Genomic DNA, 19483 nt, shown 5'->3' with positions numbered 1-19483 from the left:
AATTTGTGATCTTTATAAGGTTAAGGGTAATGAAATTAGGTAAATCCTCTCTTTTTAACCTAATTGTAATTAAGGTATTTGTTAATACAACAATATAGATATTGTTTAGATATTAATTTAATCCATAACACAATATCTTATGTGAAGAGAAAGCATAAAAAAAACCGCTTATCAGTTTATCGCTGAAAGCGGTTTTTTATAAGTGACTAACTTCTTAATTCACGATTAAGGCGCAACGTTAAGAGCAGGGCTTGTTAACGGGCGAATAATGCTGTCTGGTGAGGTTGAAACTTCTTCTCCCAGAGCATTATTAAGCTGAATTAAGTCATTTTCGTTTAATGTGCCACGTGCATATTCGATATTTAATTGATTAATTAAATAGTCATAACGCGCGTTGGATAGCTTCTGTTTTGCATCATAAAGCGTTGTTGTGGCATTCAACACATCAACAATAGTACGAGTACCTACTTGATAACCCGCTTCAGTTGCATCTAATGAACTTTGCGCAGAAACAACGACTTGTTGATAGGCTTTAATGCTACTGATTGATGCAGAAATATTGTTATAAGAAGAACGAGCTATTTGAACGATAGAACGATAAACCGATTCTAATTGTTCGCTTGCACTAGTAAAACCATATTGTGCTTGTTCAACTTGTGAGCTTGTTCTGCCACCTGTATATAGAGGGATACTAACAGACAGACCAATACTATTTTGACCATTGTAACTATTACGGCTATTACCTGCTGTTGCTGGAGGTAATGCGCTGCCGTGACTATGGCTATTTGATACGCCAGTTGATGCATTTAAATCTACAGTTGGTAAGTGACCTGATTGCGCTAAACGAATATTTTCACGCGCTAAGTCTTGGCCTAAACGAGCACTTAATAAACTTAAGTTACGCTCTTCAGCATCTTTTAGCAGTTTCTCAATAGAGTCTGGTGATGTTGTTGAAAAACGGTTGATGTTTAGAGATGCTAGATTAATGTAATAGATACCACTTACTTGGCGTAGTTTTTCTAATGCATTATCTAATTGGTTACGACCTGCCACTTCTTGTGCCAGTACGCTATCGTAATTTGCACGCGCATTTTGTACGTCAGTAATTGCCACTAAACCCACGTTAAAACGTTGAGTTGTTTGATCTAACTGGCGGTAAACTTGTTCTTTTTGCGCTTCAATAAATGATAGTGAATCGATAGCACGCAAGACATCAAAGTAAGCGGTCGCGGTGTCTAATATCAGCTTTTGCTGACTTGTTTGGTAAGTCACATCGCTCATACCCGCTGTCTTTTCTTGCATGTTTAATTGGCGCCATAAGGCCATATTAAACACACTTTGAGTCAGCGTTAAATTTGCACCAATAGAATTAGATTCGGTATCTCTTGCATCACGGTAGCCGCTTTTATAGTCTGCAGATGCACCTAATCCTAATTGTGGTAATAATGAGCCACGAGCTTCATTAATTTTCTCAAAAGCTTGATTTCGTTCAGCTAATGATTTGCGTAACTCAGGGTTACTGTCCTTTGCTTTTTGATAAACTTGAAGCAGATCCTCAGCCTGACTTGCAGTGCTGAATCCTGCCAAACTCATCGTGACCAAAAGAGAGAGCAGTTTTTTCATTTTAATTCCTTGTTGCAACAGTTTCGCTGAGTTGCCTCTGTTAATCTTGATTGGGGATAATTCTAGCAGATTGTTTCCCTAAGTAGGGGTAGCCATTTGTGCCATATCCTTTTATTTTAGATTAACTTTACATGAATTGTTGGCAAATTTCTTTAAATCTGTATTAAACGTAAGCAATAAAAAAGACTCTTAAATGTAACTTAAGGAACATTGTATGAAGAAAAGGGAAAATACACCATTTTTATACGGTCGTGAAGATGTGAAATTGCTCAATCAGAGAGATTTGTATAAAGGCTTTTTTCGCATGACCGAATATCGCTTTAAACATCGCCTTTTTGAAGGCGGATGGAGTGAAGAAGTTAAACGTGAGGTTTTTGAACGAGGCAATGCAGGTGTTTTACTCGCTTATGATCCCAAACGTGATGAAGTGGTGTTAATTGAGCAAATTCGTATTCCTGCGTATGAAACCAGCGAGACACCTTGGTTGCTTGAAGTCGTTGCGGGTATGGTCGAAGAAGGGGAAAGCCCTGAAGATGTTGTTAGACGTGAAGCTCAAGAAGAAGCGGGTGTTGTTGTTGGACGATGCGAACCTATTGTGAGTTATCTTTCAAGCCCTGGTGGTACGAGTGAAAGAATGCATGTCTATGTTGGCGAAGTTGATGCAACAACAGCAAAAGGTATTCATGGATTAGCGTGTGAGAACGAAGATATTCGTGTTCATGTAGTGAGCCGAGAACAAGCCTATCGTTGGGTTGAAGAAGGCGTTATTGATAATGCGGCATCTGTTATTGCTCTGCAATGGTTACAACTTCATCATATTGCACTAAGAGAGCGCTGGTCAGTAATTTAATACGTTAATAAATCTGTAAAGGATGTTTTTAATAATATTATCAAGTAGAGTAACTATCTCTAAGTGTACGATATCAAATGAATTAAATTGTAAAATGAAGTGAAAAAAACGTGATTGAAAGCGAGAATATTTCTCACTAATCTTTTGAAATGTGTATTGGTTGGCAGATCTTTACTACGAAAATACGTTAACATAACGGCTAATGAGAGTGAAACAAGGAAACCTTTTGGAAAGCCAGCTTGAGTTATCGGTGAAACAGAAAAACACCGTAAGAATATTACAAATCACAGACACCCACCTCTTTGCTAATGTGGAAGACACTCTGCTGGGTATTAATACCTATCGTAGCTACCATGCGGTATTAAATGCGATTAGAGAGCAGGGTCTTGATGTTGACTTGATTGTTGCGACAGGTGATTTAGTTCAAGATCAAACCTTTGAAGCTTATCAGCATTTTGCTGATGGCATAGCGACGCTGGTACCTCCTTGTGTTTGGTTGCCAGGCAATCATGACTATCAGCCTGCGATGATTGATGCTTTAAATCAGGCAGGAATTTTGTCAGCTAAACAAGTGTTGATTGGTGATAATTGGCAAATGCTATTATTAGATAGCCAAATTCAAGGCGTTCCTCATGGTGAGTTATCAGATTGTCAGTTAGATTGGCTAACACGCTGTCTTGAAAGCCAAAAGCACAGAGATACGATTATCTTGTTGCATCATCATCCTATGCCTTCAGGGTGTACATGGTTAGATCAACATAGTTTAAGAAATTCTCAAGAGTTAGCCGAGCGTTTAAAAGACCACTCTCAAGTAAAAATGATGCTTTGTGGTCATATTCACCAAGAAATGGATGAAATGTGGAATGGTATTCGCTTGTTGGCGACGCCTTCTACGTGTATTCAGTTTCGTCCTCATTGTACAAATTTTACATTAGATACTGTTTCTCCAGGCTGGCGCTATTTGGAAATGTCACTTTCATCTGATGAGAAGGGCAAAATTGACACACAGGTTTACCGTTTAGAAGGTACTGAATTTTGTCCTGATCTTGATGCGGATGGTTATTAAGTTATGCCTCGTATTCTTTACTTACATGGCTTTAATAGCTCACCGAAATCAGCAAAGGCACAGGCTTTTCGCCAATGGCTTGAAGTAACTCATCCTGAAATTGAATTATTAATTCCTCAATTACCACCTTATCCTCAAGAAGCCGCTCAGCTAATTGAAACGTTAGTTAAAAAGAGTGCAGATGACAAACTTGGATTAATTGGCTCATCATTAGGTGGCTATTTATCTATTTGGTTATCTCAACGTTTTAATTTACCCGCTGTTGTTGTTAATCCTGCAATACGACCGTTCGATCTTTTGCAAGACTTCTTGGGGGAGAACGAAAATCCTTATACACATCAAAAATATAAGCTAGAACCTCATCATATGGATGAGCTACTTGCTTTGCGTATTCCCACAATCACATCACCGGAACTTATTTGGTTGCTTCAACAAACTGGAGATGAAATACTTGATTATCGTCAAGCTGTCTCATATCTTGGCGCGTGTAGGCAAACCATAGAATCGGATGGAAACCATGCTTTTGTGGGTTTTGAGCGTTTTTTTCCGAAAATTATTCAATTTTTAAAGATAATTTAGCCTTTCGGTCGATTAACCTGTAAAACGTAGGTTGATGTATCTAGCCGAAAATTAATATCATATTGCCGTCAACACCTGTTATTATAGACAGTATTTTTCTAACAGCGAACCGCAGATTAAAACAATGACTCAATCAAGTTATAACGCAAAGGATATTGAGGTTCTTAATGGTCTAGAGCCTGTACGTCGCCGTCCCGGGATGTATACAGATACAACAAGACCGAACCATTTGGCACAGGAAGTGATAGATAATAGCGTGGACGAGGCGCTTGCGGGACACGCATCGAAGGTCGATGTCATTTTATATGAAGACCAATCTATCGAAGTTATCGATAATGGGCGAGGAATGCCTGTCGATATTCACCCTGAACTTAATGTTTCTGCTATCGAGTTAATCCTTGCTCACCTCCACGCCGGAGGAAAATTCTCTAATAAAAACTATCAATTTTCTGGCGGGTTGCATGGTGTTGGGATCTCGGTTGTTAACGCCCTCTCAAAGCGTATTGAAGTAACTGTTCGTCGTGATGGTAAAATTTACCAAATTTCCTTTGAAAATGGCGATAAAGTTGAAGAGTTACATGAAATTGGCACCTGTGCGAAACGAGATACAGGAACGAGTGTACATTTTTGGCCTGATGGCTCCTATTTTGATGTTCCTCGTTTTTCTTCTAAAAGCTTATCTCATGTATTAAAAGCCAAAGCGGTACTGTGCCCAGGCGTTAATGTTTCTTTTATAGATAAAGTAAATAACACCCAAGAAAACTGGTGCTACGCTGATGGTTTAACCGATTATTTAAGTGAAGCTGTTGCAGAATTTGTTCGCCTTCCAGAAGTGCCTTTTACTGGTAAATTTGAAGGTGATAATGAAGCCGTTGAATGGTCTATGTTATGGCTACCTGAAGGTGGCGATCTACTCACTGAAAGCTATGTTAACTTAATTCCGACGGTTCAAGGTGGTACTCACGTAAATGGTTTACGCCAAGGCGTGTTAGATGCAATGCGTGAATTTTGTGAATTCCGTAATTTACTACCAAGAGGGCTTAAGTTAACGGCTGATGATACATGGGAGCGTTGTGCTTATGTATTATCAGTGAAAATGCAAGATCCTCAATTTGCAGGGCAAACCAAAGAGCGACTCTCCTCAAGACAAACCAGTGCGTTTGTTGCAAATGCTGTAAAAAATGCTTTTAGCTTATGGCTAAATCAGAATGTTCAAATCGGTGAATTACTTGCTGAAATGGCCATTAGCAGCGCTCAGCGCCGTATGCGTGCCGCCAAAAAAGTGGTACGAAAGAAACTTACTTCAGGGCCAGCATTACCGGGTAAATTAGCTGATTGTACTTCTCAAGATTTACGTTACACCGAACTATTTTTAGTTGAAGGGGACTCTGCGGGAGGCTCCGCTAAACAAGCACGGGATCGTGAATATCAAGCGATTATGCCTCTGCGCGGTAAGATCTTAAATACATGGGAAGTCTCTTCTGATGAAGTGTTAGCGTCACAAGAAGTCCATGATATTTCGGTGGCAATCGGTATGGATCCTGATAGTGATGATTTAAGCCAATTACGATACGGTAAAATTTGTATCCTTGCAGATGCGGACTCGGATGGTTTACATATCGCCACTTTATTGTGTGCTTTATTTGTGCGGCATTTCCCTGCTCTTGTTAAGGATGGACACGTTTATATGGCGATGCCACCGCTTTACCGTATCGATTTGGGTAAAGAAGTTCATTATGCCCTTGATGAATCAGAAAAAAATGCCATTTTACAACGTCTAAGCCGTAAAAAAGGAAAGCCTAATGTACAGCGCTTTAAAGGATTGGGTGAAATGAACCCTCTTCAATTGCGTGAAACAACGCTTGATCCTAATACGCGTCGTTTAGTGCAATTGGTGATTGATGATGAAAATTATCAAGAAACCCTAGGCATGATGGATATGTTGTTAGCGAAGAAACGCTCTGAAGATCGCCGAAATTGGTTACAAGAGAAAGGCGATGAAGTTGACATCGAAGTGTAATGGATACCACAAGAGTCTGAGGAAAAAATTGAATGAGTGAATTGACTCATGATGGTGTAGAGCGCCAACCGCTCCACTTATTTACAGAGAATGCTTATCTCAACTACTCCATGTACGTCATTATGGATCGTGCATTACCTTTTATTGGAGATGGGCTAAAACCCGTGCAACGTCGCATCGTTTATGCGATGTCAGAGCTTGGTTTAAGTAATAACGCAAAATTTAAAAAGTCAGCTCGTACAGTTGGTGACGTGCTAGGTAAATATCATCCACATGGTGATAGTGCATGTTATGAAGCAATGGTATTAATGGCTCAGCCTTTCTCTTATCGTTATCCGTTAATTGATGGACAAGGTAACTGGGGGGCGCCGGATGATCCGAAATCTTTTGCTGCGATGCGTTACACCGAATCACGCCTTTCTAAATATTCACAAACATTATTGAGTGAATTAGGACATGGTACGGTAGATTGGATCCCTAACTTTGACGGCACGATGCAAGAGCCGAAAATGTTACCTGCACGCTTACCTAATATCGTGCTTAATGGAACAACAGGTATTGCTGTTGGGATGGCAACGGATATTCCACCGCACAATGCGCGTGAAATAGGGCAAGCTTTAGTGATGCTTTTAGATAACCCTGATGCGGGATTATCTGATGTGATGCAATATGTTCAAGGCCCTGATTATCCGACTGAAGCTGAAATTATTACCGCTCAAGACGATATCAAAAAGATTTATAAAACAGGGCGTGGCTCTGTCAGAATGAGGGCTGTGTGGCAGAAAGAAGAAGGGTGTGCGGTGATCACTGCATTACCTCATCAAGTTTCTGGCGCCAAAGTACTCGAGCAAATTGCTGCATTAATGCGTGCCAAAAAACTACCTTTAGTTGAAGATTTACGTGATGAATCTGATCATGAAAATCCAACTAGACTTGTTATTGTTCCTCGTAGTAATCGCGTCGATTTAGAACAAGTTATGTACTACTTGTTTGTGAATACTGACTTAGAGAAAAGTTATCGTGTTAACCTAAATATGATTGGGTTAGATAACCGCCCAGCAGTAAAAGGATTGCTGACTATTTTAAACGAATGGTTAGTTTATCGTCGCCAAACAGTCACAAACCGCTTAAATCACCGTTTAGAAAAAGTTTTACGTCGCTTAGAAATTCTCAAAGGTTTATTAATTGCTTATCTCAATATTGATGAAGTGATTGAAATTATTCGTCATGAAGATGAGCCAAAAGCAGAATTAATGCGCCGCTTTGAGTTATCCGATATTCAAGCTGAAGCTATTTTAGAGTTACGTTTACGCCATTTAGCTAAACTTGAAGAGATGAAACTAAAAGGCGAAAGTGATGAGCTTGAAAAAGAACGCGATAGCATTGAGAAGTTGTTAAGTTCACCACGTCGTTTAAATACTTTACTGAAAAAAGAGATTGAAGCTGACGCAAAAGAATTTGGTGATGATCGTCGTTCGCCGATCCGTCCTCAAGAAGAGGCGAAAGTAGTTAATGAACAAGATATGTTGCCATCAGAGCCTGTTACCATTGTGCTGTCTGAAATGGGTTGGGTACGCAATGCGAAAGGACATGATATTGATCCGAGTGGCATGAGTTATCGTGCAGGGGATAGTTATCACAGCGCAGTACGTGGTATGAGTAATCAGCCAGTTCTGTTCCTCGATTCTACGGGACGTAGTTACACCTTAAGTCCAAATGATATGCCTTCAGGGCGTAGCCAAGGCGAACCATTAACTGGCAAGTTAACTTTCCCACCTGATGCCAGCGTGAAATACATGTTAGCGGGAAGTGCTGGGCAAGAGTACTTACTGGCGACAAAAGAAGGCTATGGCTCTGTTCTCTCTTACGATGAGATGGAAACAAAGAATAAGACAGGTAAAGGGTTGCTGACTGTTTCTGAAGAGACTGAGTTATTAGAACCATTCTTAGTTGATCCTCAGAAGAAAAATGAGCAACACTGGTTTATTATTATCACTGATAAAACACGTATTTTAGCCATTTCAGCAGAACAGCTAAATGAAATGAATAAAAAAGGACGTGGTACACGTCTTGTTGCTTTAGGAAAAGAGCAAGGTGATGTGATTGAACAAATTCTGTTCGCACCTAAAGATGAAGCATTAATCTTTACTGTTGATGGTCAGCAAGAAGTGCTTAAAGCAGAAGAACTCAATTATTTTAGCGGTAATGTGGGCGATGAACCTATTCCGTTAAAACATCTACATCCAGAAGCTGTTACTGTCATTATGTCTGAAAAAGGGCTTATTCGTTGCCAGAAAGGACATAATATTGATGCTAAATCGGCTGGTTTTAAATCCGGTGATGATTATTTTAATGCCGTTGAAGGCATGAGTAACCAACCGGTACACTTGATTGATACAACTGGTCAAAGCTATACCGTTGATGTTGATGCATTACCTTCTGGTCGTAGCAAGGGCGATGCGCTAACTGAACGATTAAAAGTTCAGAAGGGTGCACAATTACGCCATGTTGTTATGGGCGAAGGTACCGATAAAATCTTAATGGCATCTGATGCAGGTTACGGTTTTATTTGTCAGGTTGATGATTTAACTTCTAAAAATAAAGCAGGGAAATCACTACTGACTTTACCTGAAAATGCATTACCATTACCGCCACAACGCTTGAATAATGAGCTCACGGATCTCATTATGATCATTACGAAAGGTGGCAGAATGCTGATTTTTGAAGCGACAGAATTACCAACGATGGTAAAAGGAAAGGGAAATCAGATGGTTTCTATTCCTGCTTCACAAGCAGCAAGTGGTGAGGATAACGTCGCTTGGTTACGAGTATTACCTGAAAATGCCTCTGTAACGCTACATTTCGGTAAACGTAAAATGACAATGTCGATGAATGAGCTAGTTAGCTTTAAAGCAAAACGTGGACGCCGAGGAACCTCTTTACCTCGTGGTGCTCAAGTTATCGATCATATTGATATTGAAACCAATTAAATCTAATACTTAATTGATATTTAGTGGGTCTGTTGACCCACTTCTATTTAGGACGCTAAAACTTATGTTAGCCATTATTCGAGGCATCATTGTCATCCTGTACACCATTATTGTGGTGACGTTTGGAATGATTTATTGCATGTTTTCACCAAGAAATCCTAAACATGTAATGACTTATGGACGTTTATTCGGCAAGTTATCTACTGTTTTTGGTATCAAGCTCGTTGAGCGTTTTCCAAAAGAAGCGGAAAGCTATGGCCCAAGTATTTATATCGGAAACCATCAAAATAATTTTGATATGGTGACGATGTCAAATGCAGTACAACCTAATACTGTAACCGTGGGTAAAAAAAGCTTAATTTTCATTCCTTTTTTTGGTCAGTTGTATTGGATAACCGGTAATATTTTGATCGATAGAGCAAATCGCTCTAAAGCACATGGCACTATTTCACAAGTTGCTGATCAAATTAAATCAAAGAAGATTTCTGTGTGGATGTTCCCTGAAGGAACTCGTAGTCGTGGTCGTGGCCTTTTACCGTTTAAAACAGGTGCATTCCATGCCGCCATCCAAGCAGGTGTGCCTATTATTCCGGTTTGTGTTTCTACAACGCAGGATAAAATTAAGCTAAATCGCTGGAATAATGGCTACGTTATTGTTGAAATGTTGCCTCCAATTGATGTATCAAAATACACCAAAGATCAAGTTCGAGAATTAGCAGAAGATTGTCGTCAAATTATGAAAGCGAAAATCGAAGAGCTAGATAAAGAAGTTGAAGAAATGAATAAGCGTGATTTTCCTGGTAAATTAAATTAATACTTATTTGGTTTTTTTGATCATAACAATATAAGCCTGATTTTCAGGCTTATATCATTTTTAATTAATGAAAACATACTAGATTATCAACTATTTTTAGGATTTATGTCACATCCGCGCTATTATGCTCCCGTAATTTCATTTAAGTCCTTTTGTCTTTAAATCACAGCAGCTTTTTTCCTGTCTCTACATTTTTGATTATGCGATAGGAATATTTGTATTTTGTTGCGGAGAAAGTATGTCATTTAGTCGTCGCCAGTTTATTCAGGCTTCAGGCTTAGCGGTATGTCTGGGCTCAATATCTTCTTCTGTTCGTGCTGAATCAGTTAATGATAAACAATTACCTATACCGCCATTGTTGGAATCTCGCCGTGGTCAGCCTCTTTTTCTGACTTTGCAAAATGTGCATTGGGCATTTAATGGTACTCAAAAAGCGGAAGTTTGGGGGATCAATGGCTCAACACCAGGACCGACAATCAAAGTCAAAAGTGGCGATGATATAAAACTTATTTATAGCAACCGTCTTAATGAAGCAGTATCAATGACGGTGAGCGGTTTATTAGTTCCGGGGACTCAAGTTGGTGGCGCGGCAAGATTAATGTCACCTGGCGCTTATTGGTCGCCGGTATTGCCTATTCGACAGAAAGCAGCAACATGCTGGTATCATGCCAATACTCCCTTTAAAATGGCACCCCATGTTTATAATGGATTGGTGGGAATGTGGATTGTGGAAGATGAAGAGAGCAAATCCCTCCCTTTACCAAAACATTATGGTGTAAATGATTTTCCGATCATTATTCAAGATAAACGTATCGATAATTTTGGCACGCCACAATACGACAAAGAAGCCGCTAGTGATGGTTTTTATGGCGATACATTGTTAGTCAATGGACGTGAAGATCCTTATATTGAAGTTTCAAGAGGATGGATCCGCTTACGTTTAGTTAATGCATCTAATGCTCGCCGTTATGAACTAACTGCAAATGATGGTCGCTCACTATACCTTATCGCTTCTGATCAAGGTCTGTTAACATCTCCGATAGAGCTGAAATCAATTCCAATGGCTCCGGGTGAGCGACGTGAAATATTGGTTGATATGTCTGAAGGTGGAGAAGTGACAATTACCGCAGGGCAAAGTGCTGGCTTTATGGATAGGCTCCGTGGTATTTTTGAACCTTCTGATTTACTACGTAATACCAATGTATTAACCATTAAACCAACCGGATTGATGTCGTTAGTGACAGATAAAGCACCTGCACAATTGGCAGTAGATGACACTCAAATCACTACTTCTATTCAGCCTAGAACCATCCAACTGCATAACAGTCCTCCAGGAATAAATAATGCTCGTTGGGAGCTTTCAAGAATTGATTTAGTAGGCAAGCAAAATGGGTGGGAACGTTGGCTTGTAACAGTACCGACACCACAGCCATTCCATATTGAAGGTGCCCGTTTTAAAGTGATTAACCATAATGGTCAGAAACCTGCACCTGCAGATTTTGGTTGGAAAGATACAGTTTGGATCGAAAACCAAAGTGAATTGCTGGTGGAATTAAAACAGCCTTCTTATTCACATTTCCCCTTCCTGTATTATAGCCAGTTATTAGAAAATGCAGATAAAGGGATGGTAGGACAAATGGAAGTCACGCCTTTTGAATAAAAAATAAGTAGTAACACTAAATCAAATTAAAAGAAAAACAGTATTTTTAAAATAAAGATACTGTTTTTTTATATTTAAAATAATGTGGATTATATTTTTTAGACTAAAGTTAAATAGAGAGAAATATTCTCAAAGATAAATTGTTAATCAATTTGATGTTTTTGTTTTTTTATTTAGGTTATCTTTATTAAGTTTATTTAAATATTATTACCAATGAGGTTAATATTGAAATAGGTTAATTTTGTTTATTTGTAATATAATAACAGGCGATCTATTTTTGTTTAATCTATCTATTAATTTGTGATTTCGTAGCCAATCTATCTATTTTTATGGTGTGGGATCATATTTTTGAGATGTCCTTCAAGTAATTATTTCTCTAGAAACTAGAGAATCTTTGCGTCTTTTGTTTTTGATCCTTAATTAATGTTATTAAATTTTAATATAACTGAAGGTACAGAATGAACAAAGAAATAGCTTTAAGTCACCATCACAAAATAAATAAAAAAAATAAAATAAATAATAATATATTTCAACTTTCCCTTGTTGCATCAGCACTTCTTTTTTCTGGATATTCCGTAGCATATTCAGAAGCTGGGCAATTAGGCGATACCAAAAGTTGGGAAAGCCAAGAGTATCAAAAAGACTGGGGGCTAGCTGCTATGAATGCCTCTAGTGCTTATGCACTTGGTTTTCATGGGCAAGGTGCCAAAATCGGTGTCATGGACTCTGGTGCATTATTATCACATCCAGAATTGAATGATGCTCGTTTTCATGCAGTAAAAGCCAAAGGTCAATATGGCACAACGGGTATGCGCTATCCTCAAGAATTGGGTGGGCATTATGAAAAAGGTCAAGCTTTTGATGTTGATGGAGGCTGGATCAAAGGTGTGAATGATACACACGGAACACACGTTACAGGCACTGTAGGTGCAAACCGTGACGGCAATGGTATGCATGGGGTGGCATGGGGTGCGGATGTCTATTTAGGAAATACAGGCGCAACAGACAGCAATAACTACGGTCCTTACCAAGATTACACCTATTTCTACACTGGCTGGAAAGCCATGGTCGATGCAGGGGCTCAAGTCATTAATAATAGCTGGGGTACAAACACTCGTATTATTAACGCAGATAAAACTGTAGGCCCTGATGGCGGTAATACAACAGTACATATGCCAGTAGATACCACTGCGCAAACGGAATACGAATATTTCTACTTTAAAAAAGTCTATGGCGATAAACCTTCCTTTGTTGATGCCGCTTATGACGCAGTAAAAGGCACTAACGTTGTTCAAGTCTTTACAACGGGTAACCGAGACTTTGCTCAGCCTTATTATCGTCCTCTTTATCCTTACTTTAATCCTGAAGCAGAAAAACATTGGATTGCAGTTGCGGGTCTGAAACAGAATGCAGACAAATCGGGTTATGAATTAGAAAAAATCTTCAATGAAGCGGGTAATGCGAAATGGTGGACGGTTGTTGCACCAGGTCGTTACATTTATTCGTCAGTTGTTGATGAAGAGGGAAATGCAGGTTGGGATACCTTTAGTGGTACATCAATGGCGGCACCTCACGTTACGGGTGCAATGGGTGTATTGATGTCGCGTTACGAGTCAATGAATGCGATGCAAGTTCGTGATGTGATGTTTACAACTGCTAATCATCGTAATCCAGATGGCTCTTTATATGATAGCTGGACTGCGGCTGAAGGTACGCCGGATGTGCGTTATGGTTGGGGTACCCCAGATTTAGATAAAGGGATGTATGGTCCGGGTCAATTCTTAGGTAAATTTGAATATAACTTAAGTATGACACCGCTTGATGTCTGGACAAATGATATTTCACAAACTGCGTTAGATCTTCGTGAACAAGAAGATTTAGCATGGCTGAAAGACTATCAAGAGAAGGGTATTGCGGCTGGTGGTGATTATAATTTAGGAACGGATTTTGTTATTAACGATGGTAACCCAGATCCAACTTCCCATATTGTTAGCAAAGAAGATGCTGAGAAATGGCGTAAAGAGTATTACCAAAAACGTGCTGATGCTATTCAAGCTAAAATTGACGCTGGTTTATATGATGGTGCTTTAGTTAAGAGAGGTGAAGGCACATTGGTTATGACTGGCGATAATACTTATCGTGGCGGTACAACAGTCGAGCAAGGAACATTATATGGCTTTACCGAATCGTTTGGCACTGAAGCTGTTAATGTCAACGGTGGTAAATTAAGTGTCATTGATCGTTATAACGATACCTTTACACAACAAGGCCAATTAGCCTCAAATGAGAGTCATAAAGCTAATATCAATATCAACGATAAAGGAACGTATTTAGTTACCGTTGGACATGATGTTAATGTTGGTGATATGGCCTTAAATAAAGGAGCTAGTTTAGATATTGGTGCCGATAATGAAGGTCAATTAAAAGATATCTATCTTAATAATACAGTCGCGACAGGCACCGTTAATGCGGACAATTTAGTTGATAATCGTACTAAAACTAAAATGTTAGCCAATAATAATCCAAATAGTGATTATGCATTATTTGATAAAAATGTTTCTGTAAAAGACAACACAATTACAGGTACATTAAGTAAGAAAGAAAATACTTCTTTAGCCACATTTGCTAACAATGAAAATGGTCGCTCTATTGCTAATACATTGGATAGCACAGGTCGTGGCGATTTATTCAATGCAGTATTACCAATGAATGAAAGAGATCTGAGCAAGACTTATAATTCATTGGGCAGCGATATGTACCTTAATGCTAACAATGCAAGTGTTGTGAATGTGTTAGGTTTAACACGTACAGTGAAAGATCAAGCAATGGGTATTGGTCAAGGCCGTTATGCTAAATTGGATAATAGCAATGCACGTATTTGGATAACAGGTATTGGCCAATGGGGCAGTGCTGATTATGGTCATAGCAATATGGATGTTGATTTCTATGTTGGCTTATTAGGTGCAGAAATTGATGTGACCGAAAATACCAAAGCAGGTTTATTCTTTGGTGCGGGTTCAACCAAATATAAAGGTAATGAACACGGTAAAATAGACAGTAACGATATCCATATTGGTGCTTATGGTGTGTCTAATCTGTATGACGTGGCTTCATTAAACTATGGTTTCACACATACTAACCAAGATAGAGATGCAAAAAGAACACTTTGGGTAGGACAAAATGCAGGTTATAACTCTACAAGTTATGATGCAAAAATTACTCAAATTTTCTTAGAAGGTGCTTATACTCAATTTAATACTAATCAGTACTCTATTGAGCCATATGCAGGATTTAGCTGGTTGCGTGTATCAACTGATGATATCAATGAAAATGTCGGTAATATGAAATTTACCACTAAGACTGACTCACAAGATATTCAAGTAGGTACTATTGGTTTACGTGGTGGATATCCATTTATGGCTGGCAACGTTAATATGGCTTTAAAAGGCGATATTTCTGCAAGTCATTTATTTGGTGATAACCGTCCTGAATCACGCCTCTTCTTATCAAACTCTGGTGATGCAACATTACGTGGCGGCAAACTAGATAATCTATTTGGTGTTGGTTTAGGTGTTGATGCACAATTAAGCAAATCAACAACTTTCGGTATTTCTTACCAAGGTCAATATAATAGTGATGTAAGCTCAAGTGGTATCAATGCAACACTGAAAGTTAATTTCTAAATCTTATTTGTTATTTTTTGATATTGAAAGCCCTTAGTAATAAGGGCTTTTTTTTGTATTAAAATTAATATTAGTGTTTTATTTTAAAATGGCAAGAGAGGGGGGAAGTATGACTACTATTAATGATGCTACTTTAAGAGATATAAAATATATTGTTCATTATAAAGGAAGAGTGAATAATGGTGCTTATGGCGTAAAGGATTTAATTGATAAAATCGATAATGTAAATAGAAGTTTTATTTTTTCATATAAGAAGAGAGGTCTTTTTCAAAGATTATTTGATTTTATAAAAGAAATAACGAATGTTAAAATAAGTTGTGATTCTATTTTAAATTATGATAAATATGAGAAAGTAAATAGCTTCTTCTTTTTAAACTCATTGAGAAATAAGAAAGTTATTAATTCTGATAGAACTACAATAGATTATTGTGATCTTAATAATAAAATGTCCTCGTTTTTACAACGAAGGATGAAAAATGGCATAGATGAACGTGAAAATAAGTATATTAATATCTATTTGAAAAATAATATAAGAACTAAGGGTGATTTCTTGTTACTATATTCAACTCTAAATAAATTGATAAGTTCAATAGAAAATAAAGAGAATGAAAGCAGATTAAAACAAACTGACAGTGAGGAATGTTTTAAATTTATATCAAGAAATGATATTTTTTATAAAGAGAGTATTTTTAAGTTGCTCGACTCTATTTATGATGAGGGGGTGAGTGAAGATAATAAAGTCATAATAATAAAAAACATAAAAGATTTAAATAAAATAAACAAACCAAATAAAGAAGTTCATGTTAATAACCTAATTAAATTCATTCATGATTTAAAAGAAAAGGAAATGAGGAATGAAATATTTCTATTAAAGTTAGAAATTAAATTGGAAAATATAAAAGAAAATCTTAAAACTTTTGGAAATAATAAAAGAATACAGATTTTGGGTGATAATTTGAAAACATTATTACCATTCTATATGCAAGAGGCGATGATGAACGATAATAAATCAATTGATTTTGATTTTGAGGGAGATGAAGGTTTTTATAATAATAATGATATATATAAAGATAAAATAAAATTGATTTTTGATGAATACAAAGTGAATAATAGACAAAAAACATCATACATTAAAAATACTATCGATGAGTTAAAGTTTAATGATGCTAATATTAATAACTATCCACGGTTTAATAAAAATGCATTAAATGATTTATTACTTTTTTTGAAATAAAAAATATCATACAGCTTGTGACTGTATGACATTTTATTTTTTAACTCAACGCGACTTTAATACCTAAACCAATCAGTACAACACCTAATACTTTATCAATCCCTTTTTGGATTTTATTAAGCACTCTTCTGACAGGCGCGCTTTGAATTAATAAAACCAATAAAGGCCAGTAAACTACGGCTAAGCCCCAAATAATAAAGGCATACCACAATTTTTCACCAATACTTGAATCGACACTTAACACCTGAGTGAAAACGGCAAGAAAGAACAAGGTGGCTTTAGGATTGAGTAAATTACAGAGGAAACCTTGCATAAAGGCTTTCTTAAAGCTGATTTGCGAATGTTTATCTGAGTTTTCATCAATCGAATGATTAGATTTTGAGAGCAAACTCTGAAAACCAATCCAGAGTAAATACGCGGCTCCGGCATATTTTAAAATGGAAAAAAGCCAAGGCGTTGTTGTGATAAGAACGGCAATACCTGCAACACAATATGACATATGCACAAGTAATGCTGCCACAATTCCCATCGCAGTCATCATTGCCGCAGATCGTTGATAACGTGCCGCATTTTTTACAACGAGAAAAAAGTCAGGGCCTGGTGAGATCATACCGAGTAAAGCAATTGTAAAAACAACTAAAGAAGTTTCAAGCATAATAGCGCCTTGTATATAACAATATTATAATGATTGAATCTTATATGATTAAGTTAACACTTCGAGTATAAAGCAATTATTTATTATCAAGGAAGCATAATTTGTATCGACTCAGGTTTTAGCTTTACGTATAGTGTGAACAGTTTTTTCCCATCTTTACCCGTAGGTGTGTAAATGAATATTAGTTTAATCGCAGCATTAGCGATGGATCGCATTATTGGTATGGAAAAGGCAATGCCTTGGACATTACCGGGTGACCTCGCATGGTTTAAAAAGAATACGCTAAATAAACCCGTTATTATGGGCCGGGTGACTTATGAGTCTATTGGACGTCCTTTACCGAATCGTCTGAATATTGTTTTAAGTAGCCAACCGGGAACAGATAGCGATGTTGTTTGGGTTAAATCTGTAGAGGAAGCTTTACAAGCTGCTGAAAATCATGAAGAAATCATGGTGATAGGTGGCGGTAAAGTGTATGAGCAATTTCTTCCTATGGCAAATACACTTTACCTAACTCACATTGACGCTGAAGTTATCGGTGATACAACATTCCCAGATTATGAGCCTGATGAGTGGGATTCAACCTTTATGGAATACCATGAAGCAGATGAAAATAACTCACATAACTACTGCTTCGAAATATTAAAAAGAAGAAAATAACAAGAATTAAATAAAAAGGGAGATTAAATATCTCCCTTTTTATTATTCCTATTTTATTAATATAAAAATAATAAGAATTAAGATTTATTATTCTAATTAAATATTTCTTTTTATAAAAAGAGCATTATTTTAAACCAACCATTATTTATATTTTAATAAACTCATTTTATAAGAATAATATATGAGATATTAATCAATATAGAGATTTTTTATTCTCAATATCGTGTTTTTTTATACTTATTTCACCGTGAAAAAAAATAACACATTGATAATTAATGATTAAATTCATGATTGTTTTTAGGTGTTCGTTTTTGTGTATAAAACGTTCTCTTTAGAAGAAAAAAGAGTAATTTAGGTAATATATGAGGATAAAATCAACATAGCGCAAAAGGCAATGTAGCCATTTTTGCGCTTGAAGTAGGAAGGGGATAATAAGTGAGTTATTTGGGAGCAGAAAGACTAGATTGAGTGAAGTACTGTTTGTCTTCCCAACGTAAGCAAGTGAGATTTCCTCCCCAACAACATCCCGTATCTAACGCATAAACATTATCAGGAGTGCCTTTCCCTTCAAGAGAAGCCCAATGCCCAAAAATAATGCTATAGCCTTCAGGTAATTGGCTAGGTAAATCGAACCAAGGTTTTAATGGTGTGGGAGCATCTTGTGGTTTATCTTTGCAAATCATATCAAGTTGGCCATTAGGAAAGCAGTAACGCATACGTGTGAGTGCATTAGTACTAAAGCGTAATCGCGCTAGACCTGAAAGCTCTGGTGACCAGTTGTTCGGTAGATCGCCATACATTGAGTTAATAAATAAAGGGTAGCTATCACTACTTAGAATAGCTTCGACTTCACGAGCACACATTTTGGCTGTTTCTAAATCCCATTGGGGGGTGATCCCAGCATGAGCCATAATAATTTTCTTGTCTTCATCAACTTGCAGTACAGGTTGGCGTCTTAACCAATTAATTAATTCATCTGCATCTGGCGCATTGAGCAAGTTATTCAGCTTATCTCTTGGTTTATTGCGACTAATTTTTGCAAATACACCTAAAAGATGAAGATCATGATTACCCAAGACGAGTTTAAGTGAAGTACCTAAGTTTTTTACAAAGCGTAGTACTTCGAGAGAGTCTGGGCCTCGTGCAACAAGATCACCCGTTAACCATAATGTGTCTTGTGTAGGATCGAAACTGACTTTATCAAGAAGGTGGCGCAGTTCATGGTAACAGCCATGAATATCACCAATTAAATAAGTTGCCATAGTTAGTTTATCAATGTTGGAAGTGCAAGGCGGAAAACGGGGATATCTATTTGAAATAATCGACCATCAGTGTCAATCATTTCATAATGGCCTTCCATTGTTCCCATCGGTGTTTCAAGAACGGCACCACTGGTATAGCGGTACTGTGTGCCAGGCTCAATAAGTGGCTGTTCGCCGACAACACCTTCACCTCGAACTTCAGTGGTATTACCTTGTGCATTTGTGATCAACCAATAGCGGCGCAGGAGGCGAATTGCACATTTATTCAAATTATGAATTGATATGGTATAAGCAAAAACATATCGCTCATCTTCAGGGGAAGATTGGCTTTCAATGTAAACGCTTTGGACTTGTATCGCCACTTTTGATGAGGTGAACATAGTGCCT

At 37.5% G+C, this 19483-nt stretch carries 14 protein-coding genes and 1 pseudogene; 11 read left to right on the top strand and 4 right to left on the bottom strand.

The window, feature by feature from the left end:
• Positions 1-225: 225 nt before the first annotated feature.
• Positions 226-1623 carry an outer membrane channel protein TolC gene (gene tolC / locus GTH25_RS14390; RefSeq protein WP_075672909.1) on the bottom strand — a complete coding sequence of 466 codons (1398 nt, stop codon included), beginning with the start codon at positions 1621-1623 and terminating at the stop codon, positions 226-228.
• Positions 1624-1837: 214 nt separating this feature from the next.
• On the opposite strand from tolC, the gene nudF reads away from it, so the two are divergent.
• The 10 genes and pseudogenes from nudF to GTH25_RS14345 all read left to right on the top strand — a co-directional run bounded on the left by nudF (position 1838) and on the right by GTH25_RS14345 (position 16519).
• Complete coding sequence (gene nudF, locus GTH25_RS14385) at positions 1838-2473, top strand: ADP-ribose diphosphatase (RefSeq protein WP_075672910.1); 636 nt, start codon at positions 1838-1840, stop codon at positions 2471-2473.
• Positions 2474-2699: 226 nt separating this feature from the next.
• Positions 2700-3539, top strand: a complete 840-nt coding sequence (gene cpdA / locus GTH25_RS14380; protein WP_075672911.1) for a 3',5'-cyclic-AMP phosphodiesterase — start codon at positions 2700-2702, stop codon at positions 3537-3539.
• 3 nt (positions 3540-3542) lie between these two features.
• Positions 3543-4118, top strand: coding sequence for an esterase YqiA (gene yqiA, locus GTH25_RS14375; protein ID WP_099660212.1), 576 nt, complete (start codon positions 3543-3545; stop codon positions 4116-4118).
• A 124-nt stretch (positions 4119-4242) separates the two neighbouring features.
• A complete protein-coding gene (gene parE, locus GTH25_RS14370) occupies positions 4243-6138 on the top strand; it encodes a DNA topoisomerase IV subunit B (RefSeq protein WP_099660211.1) in 1896 nt (631 codons plus the stop codon).
• 32 nt (positions 6139-6170) lie between these two features.
• A pseudogene (parC, locus tag GTH25_RS14365) lies at positions 6171-8351 on the top strand (DNA topoisomerase IV subunit A); the annotation flags it as partial.
• A 51-nt stretch (positions 8352-8402) separates the two neighbouring features.
• Complete coding sequence (locus GTH25_RS19385) at positions 8403-9128, top strand: DNA gyrase C-terminal beta-propeller domain-containing protein (RefSeq protein ID WP_373274652.1); 726 nt, start codon at positions 8403-8405, stop codon at positions 9126-9128.
• Between the two features lie 64 nt (positions 9129-9192).
• On the top strand, positions 9193-9942 hold the full coding sequence (locus GTH25_RS14360) for a 1-acylglycerol-3-phosphate O-acyltransferase (RefSeq protein WP_075672915.1): 750 nt from the start codon (positions 9193-9195) through the stop codon (positions 9940-9942).
• A gap of 238 nt (positions 9943-10180) precedes the next feature.
• Entirely contained in the window at positions 10181-11602 is a 1422-nt protein-coding gene (gene ftsP / locus GTH25_RS14355; RefSeq protein WP_075672916.1) for a cell division protein FtsP, read from the top strand.
• A gap of 458 nt (positions 11603-12060) precedes the next feature.
• Entirely contained in the window at positions 12061-15285 is a 3225-nt protein-coding gene (pta, locus tag GTH25_RS14350) for an autotransporter Pta (protein WP_159241789.1), read from the top strand.
• A 109-nt stretch (positions 15286-15394) separates the two neighbouring features.
• Entirely contained in the window at positions 15395-16519 is a 1125-nt protein-coding gene (locus GTH25_RS14345; protein ID WP_075672918.1) for a hypothetical protein, read from the top strand.
• Between the two features lie 40 nt (positions 16520-16559).
• Here the strand turns inward: GTH25_RS14345 and GTH25_RS14340 are convergent, their stop codons facing one another.
• Positions 16560-17174 carry a LysE family translocator gene (locus GTH25_RS14340; protein WP_088494659.1) on the bottom strand — a complete coding sequence of 205 codons (615 nt, stop codon included), beginning with the start codon at positions 17172-17174 and terminating at the stop codon, positions 16560-16562.
• Positions 17175-17348: 174 nt separating this feature from the next.
• Between GTH25_RS14340 and folA the strand changes: the two genes are divergently transcribed.
• Complete coding sequence (folA, locus tag GTH25_RS14335; RefSeq protein WP_088494660.1) at positions 17349-17834, top strand: type 3 dihydrofolate reductase; 486 nt, start codon at positions 17349-17351, stop codon at positions 17832-17834.
• A 440-nt stretch (positions 17835-18274) separates the two neighbouring features.
• On the opposite strand, the gene apaH is transcribed toward folA, so the two are convergent.
• Together apaH and apaG are read right to left on the bottom strand one after the other, a co-directional pair.
• Positions 18275-19096, bottom strand: coding sequence for a bis(5'-nucleosyl)-tetraphosphatase (symmetrical) ApaH (gene apaH, locus GTH25_RS14330; RefSeq protein ID WP_099660204.1), 822 nt, complete (start codon positions 19094-19096; stop codon positions 18275-18277).
• 2 nt (positions 19097-19098) lie between these two features.
• Positions 19099-19476, bottom strand: coding sequence for a Co2+/Mg2+ efflux protein ApaG (gene apaG / locus GTH25_RS14325; RefSeq protein WP_099660203.1), 378 nt, complete (start codon positions 19474-19476; stop codon positions 19099-19101).
• Between the last annotated feature and the right edge of the window lie 7 nt (positions 19477-19483).

Origin of the sequence: Proteus terrae subsp. cibarius, from assembly GCF_011045835.1 — a bacterium.
Lineage (GTDB): Bacteria > Pseudomonadota > Gammaproteobacteria > Enterobacterales > Enterobacteriaceae > Proteus > Proteus cibarius.
The sequence above is the reverse complement of the archived record's forward strand: the minus strand, read 5'-3'. Positions and strand labels throughout refer to the sequence as shown.

Excerpts from the sequence above, each read along its gene's own strand:
- nudF (WP_075672910.1), top strand. The coding sequence starts at position 1,838 with ATGAAGAAAAGGGAAAATACACCATTTTTATACGGTCGTGAAGATGTG.
- GTH25_RS14360 (WP_075672915.1), top strand. The coding sequence starts at position 9,193 with ATGTTAGCCATTATTCGAGGCATCATTGTCATCCTGTACACCATTATT.
- pta (WP_159241789.1), top strand. The coding sequence starts at position 12,061 with ATGAACAAAGAAATAGCTTTAAGTCACCATCACAAAATAAATAAAAAA.
- apaH (WP_099660204.1), bottom strand. The coding sequence starts at position 19,096 with ATGGCAACTTATTTAATTGGTGATATTCATGGCTGTTACCATGAACTG.
- yqiA (WP_099660212.1), top strand. The coding sequence starts at position 3,543 with ATGCCTCGTATTCTTTACTTACATGGCTTTAATAGCTCACCGAAATCA.
- GTH25_RS14340 (WP_088494659.1), bottom strand. The coding sequence starts at position 17,174 with ATGCTTGAAACTTCTTTAGTTGTTTTTACAATTGCTTTACTCGGTATG.
- tolC (WP_075672909.1), bottom strand. The coding sequence starts at position 1,623 with ATGAAAAAACTGCTCTCTCTTTTGGTCACGATGAGTTTGGCAGGATTC.
- apaG (WP_099660203.1), bottom strand. The coding sequence starts at position 19,476 with ATGTTCACCTCATCAAAAGTGGCGATACAAGTCCAAAGCGTTTACATT.
- GTH25_RS19385 (WP_373274652.1), top strand. The coding sequence starts at position 8,403 with ATGTCTGAAAAAGGGCTTATTCGTTGCCAGAAAGGACATAATATTGAT.
- parE (WP_099660211.1), top strand. The coding sequence starts at position 4,243 with ATGACTCAATCAAGTTATAACGCAAAGGATATTGAGGTTCTTAATGGT.
- GTH25_RS14345 (WP_075672918.1), top strand. The coding sequence starts at position 15,395 with ATGACTACTATTAATGATGCTACTTTAAGAGATATAAAATATATTGTT.
- folA (WP_088494660.1), top strand. The coding sequence starts at position 17,349 with ATGAATATTAGTTTAATCGCAGCATTAGCGATGGATCGCATTATTGGT.
- ftsP (WP_075672916.1), top strand. The coding sequence starts at position 10,181 with ATGTCATTTAGTCGTCGCCAGTTTATTCAGGCTTCAGGCTTAGCGGTA.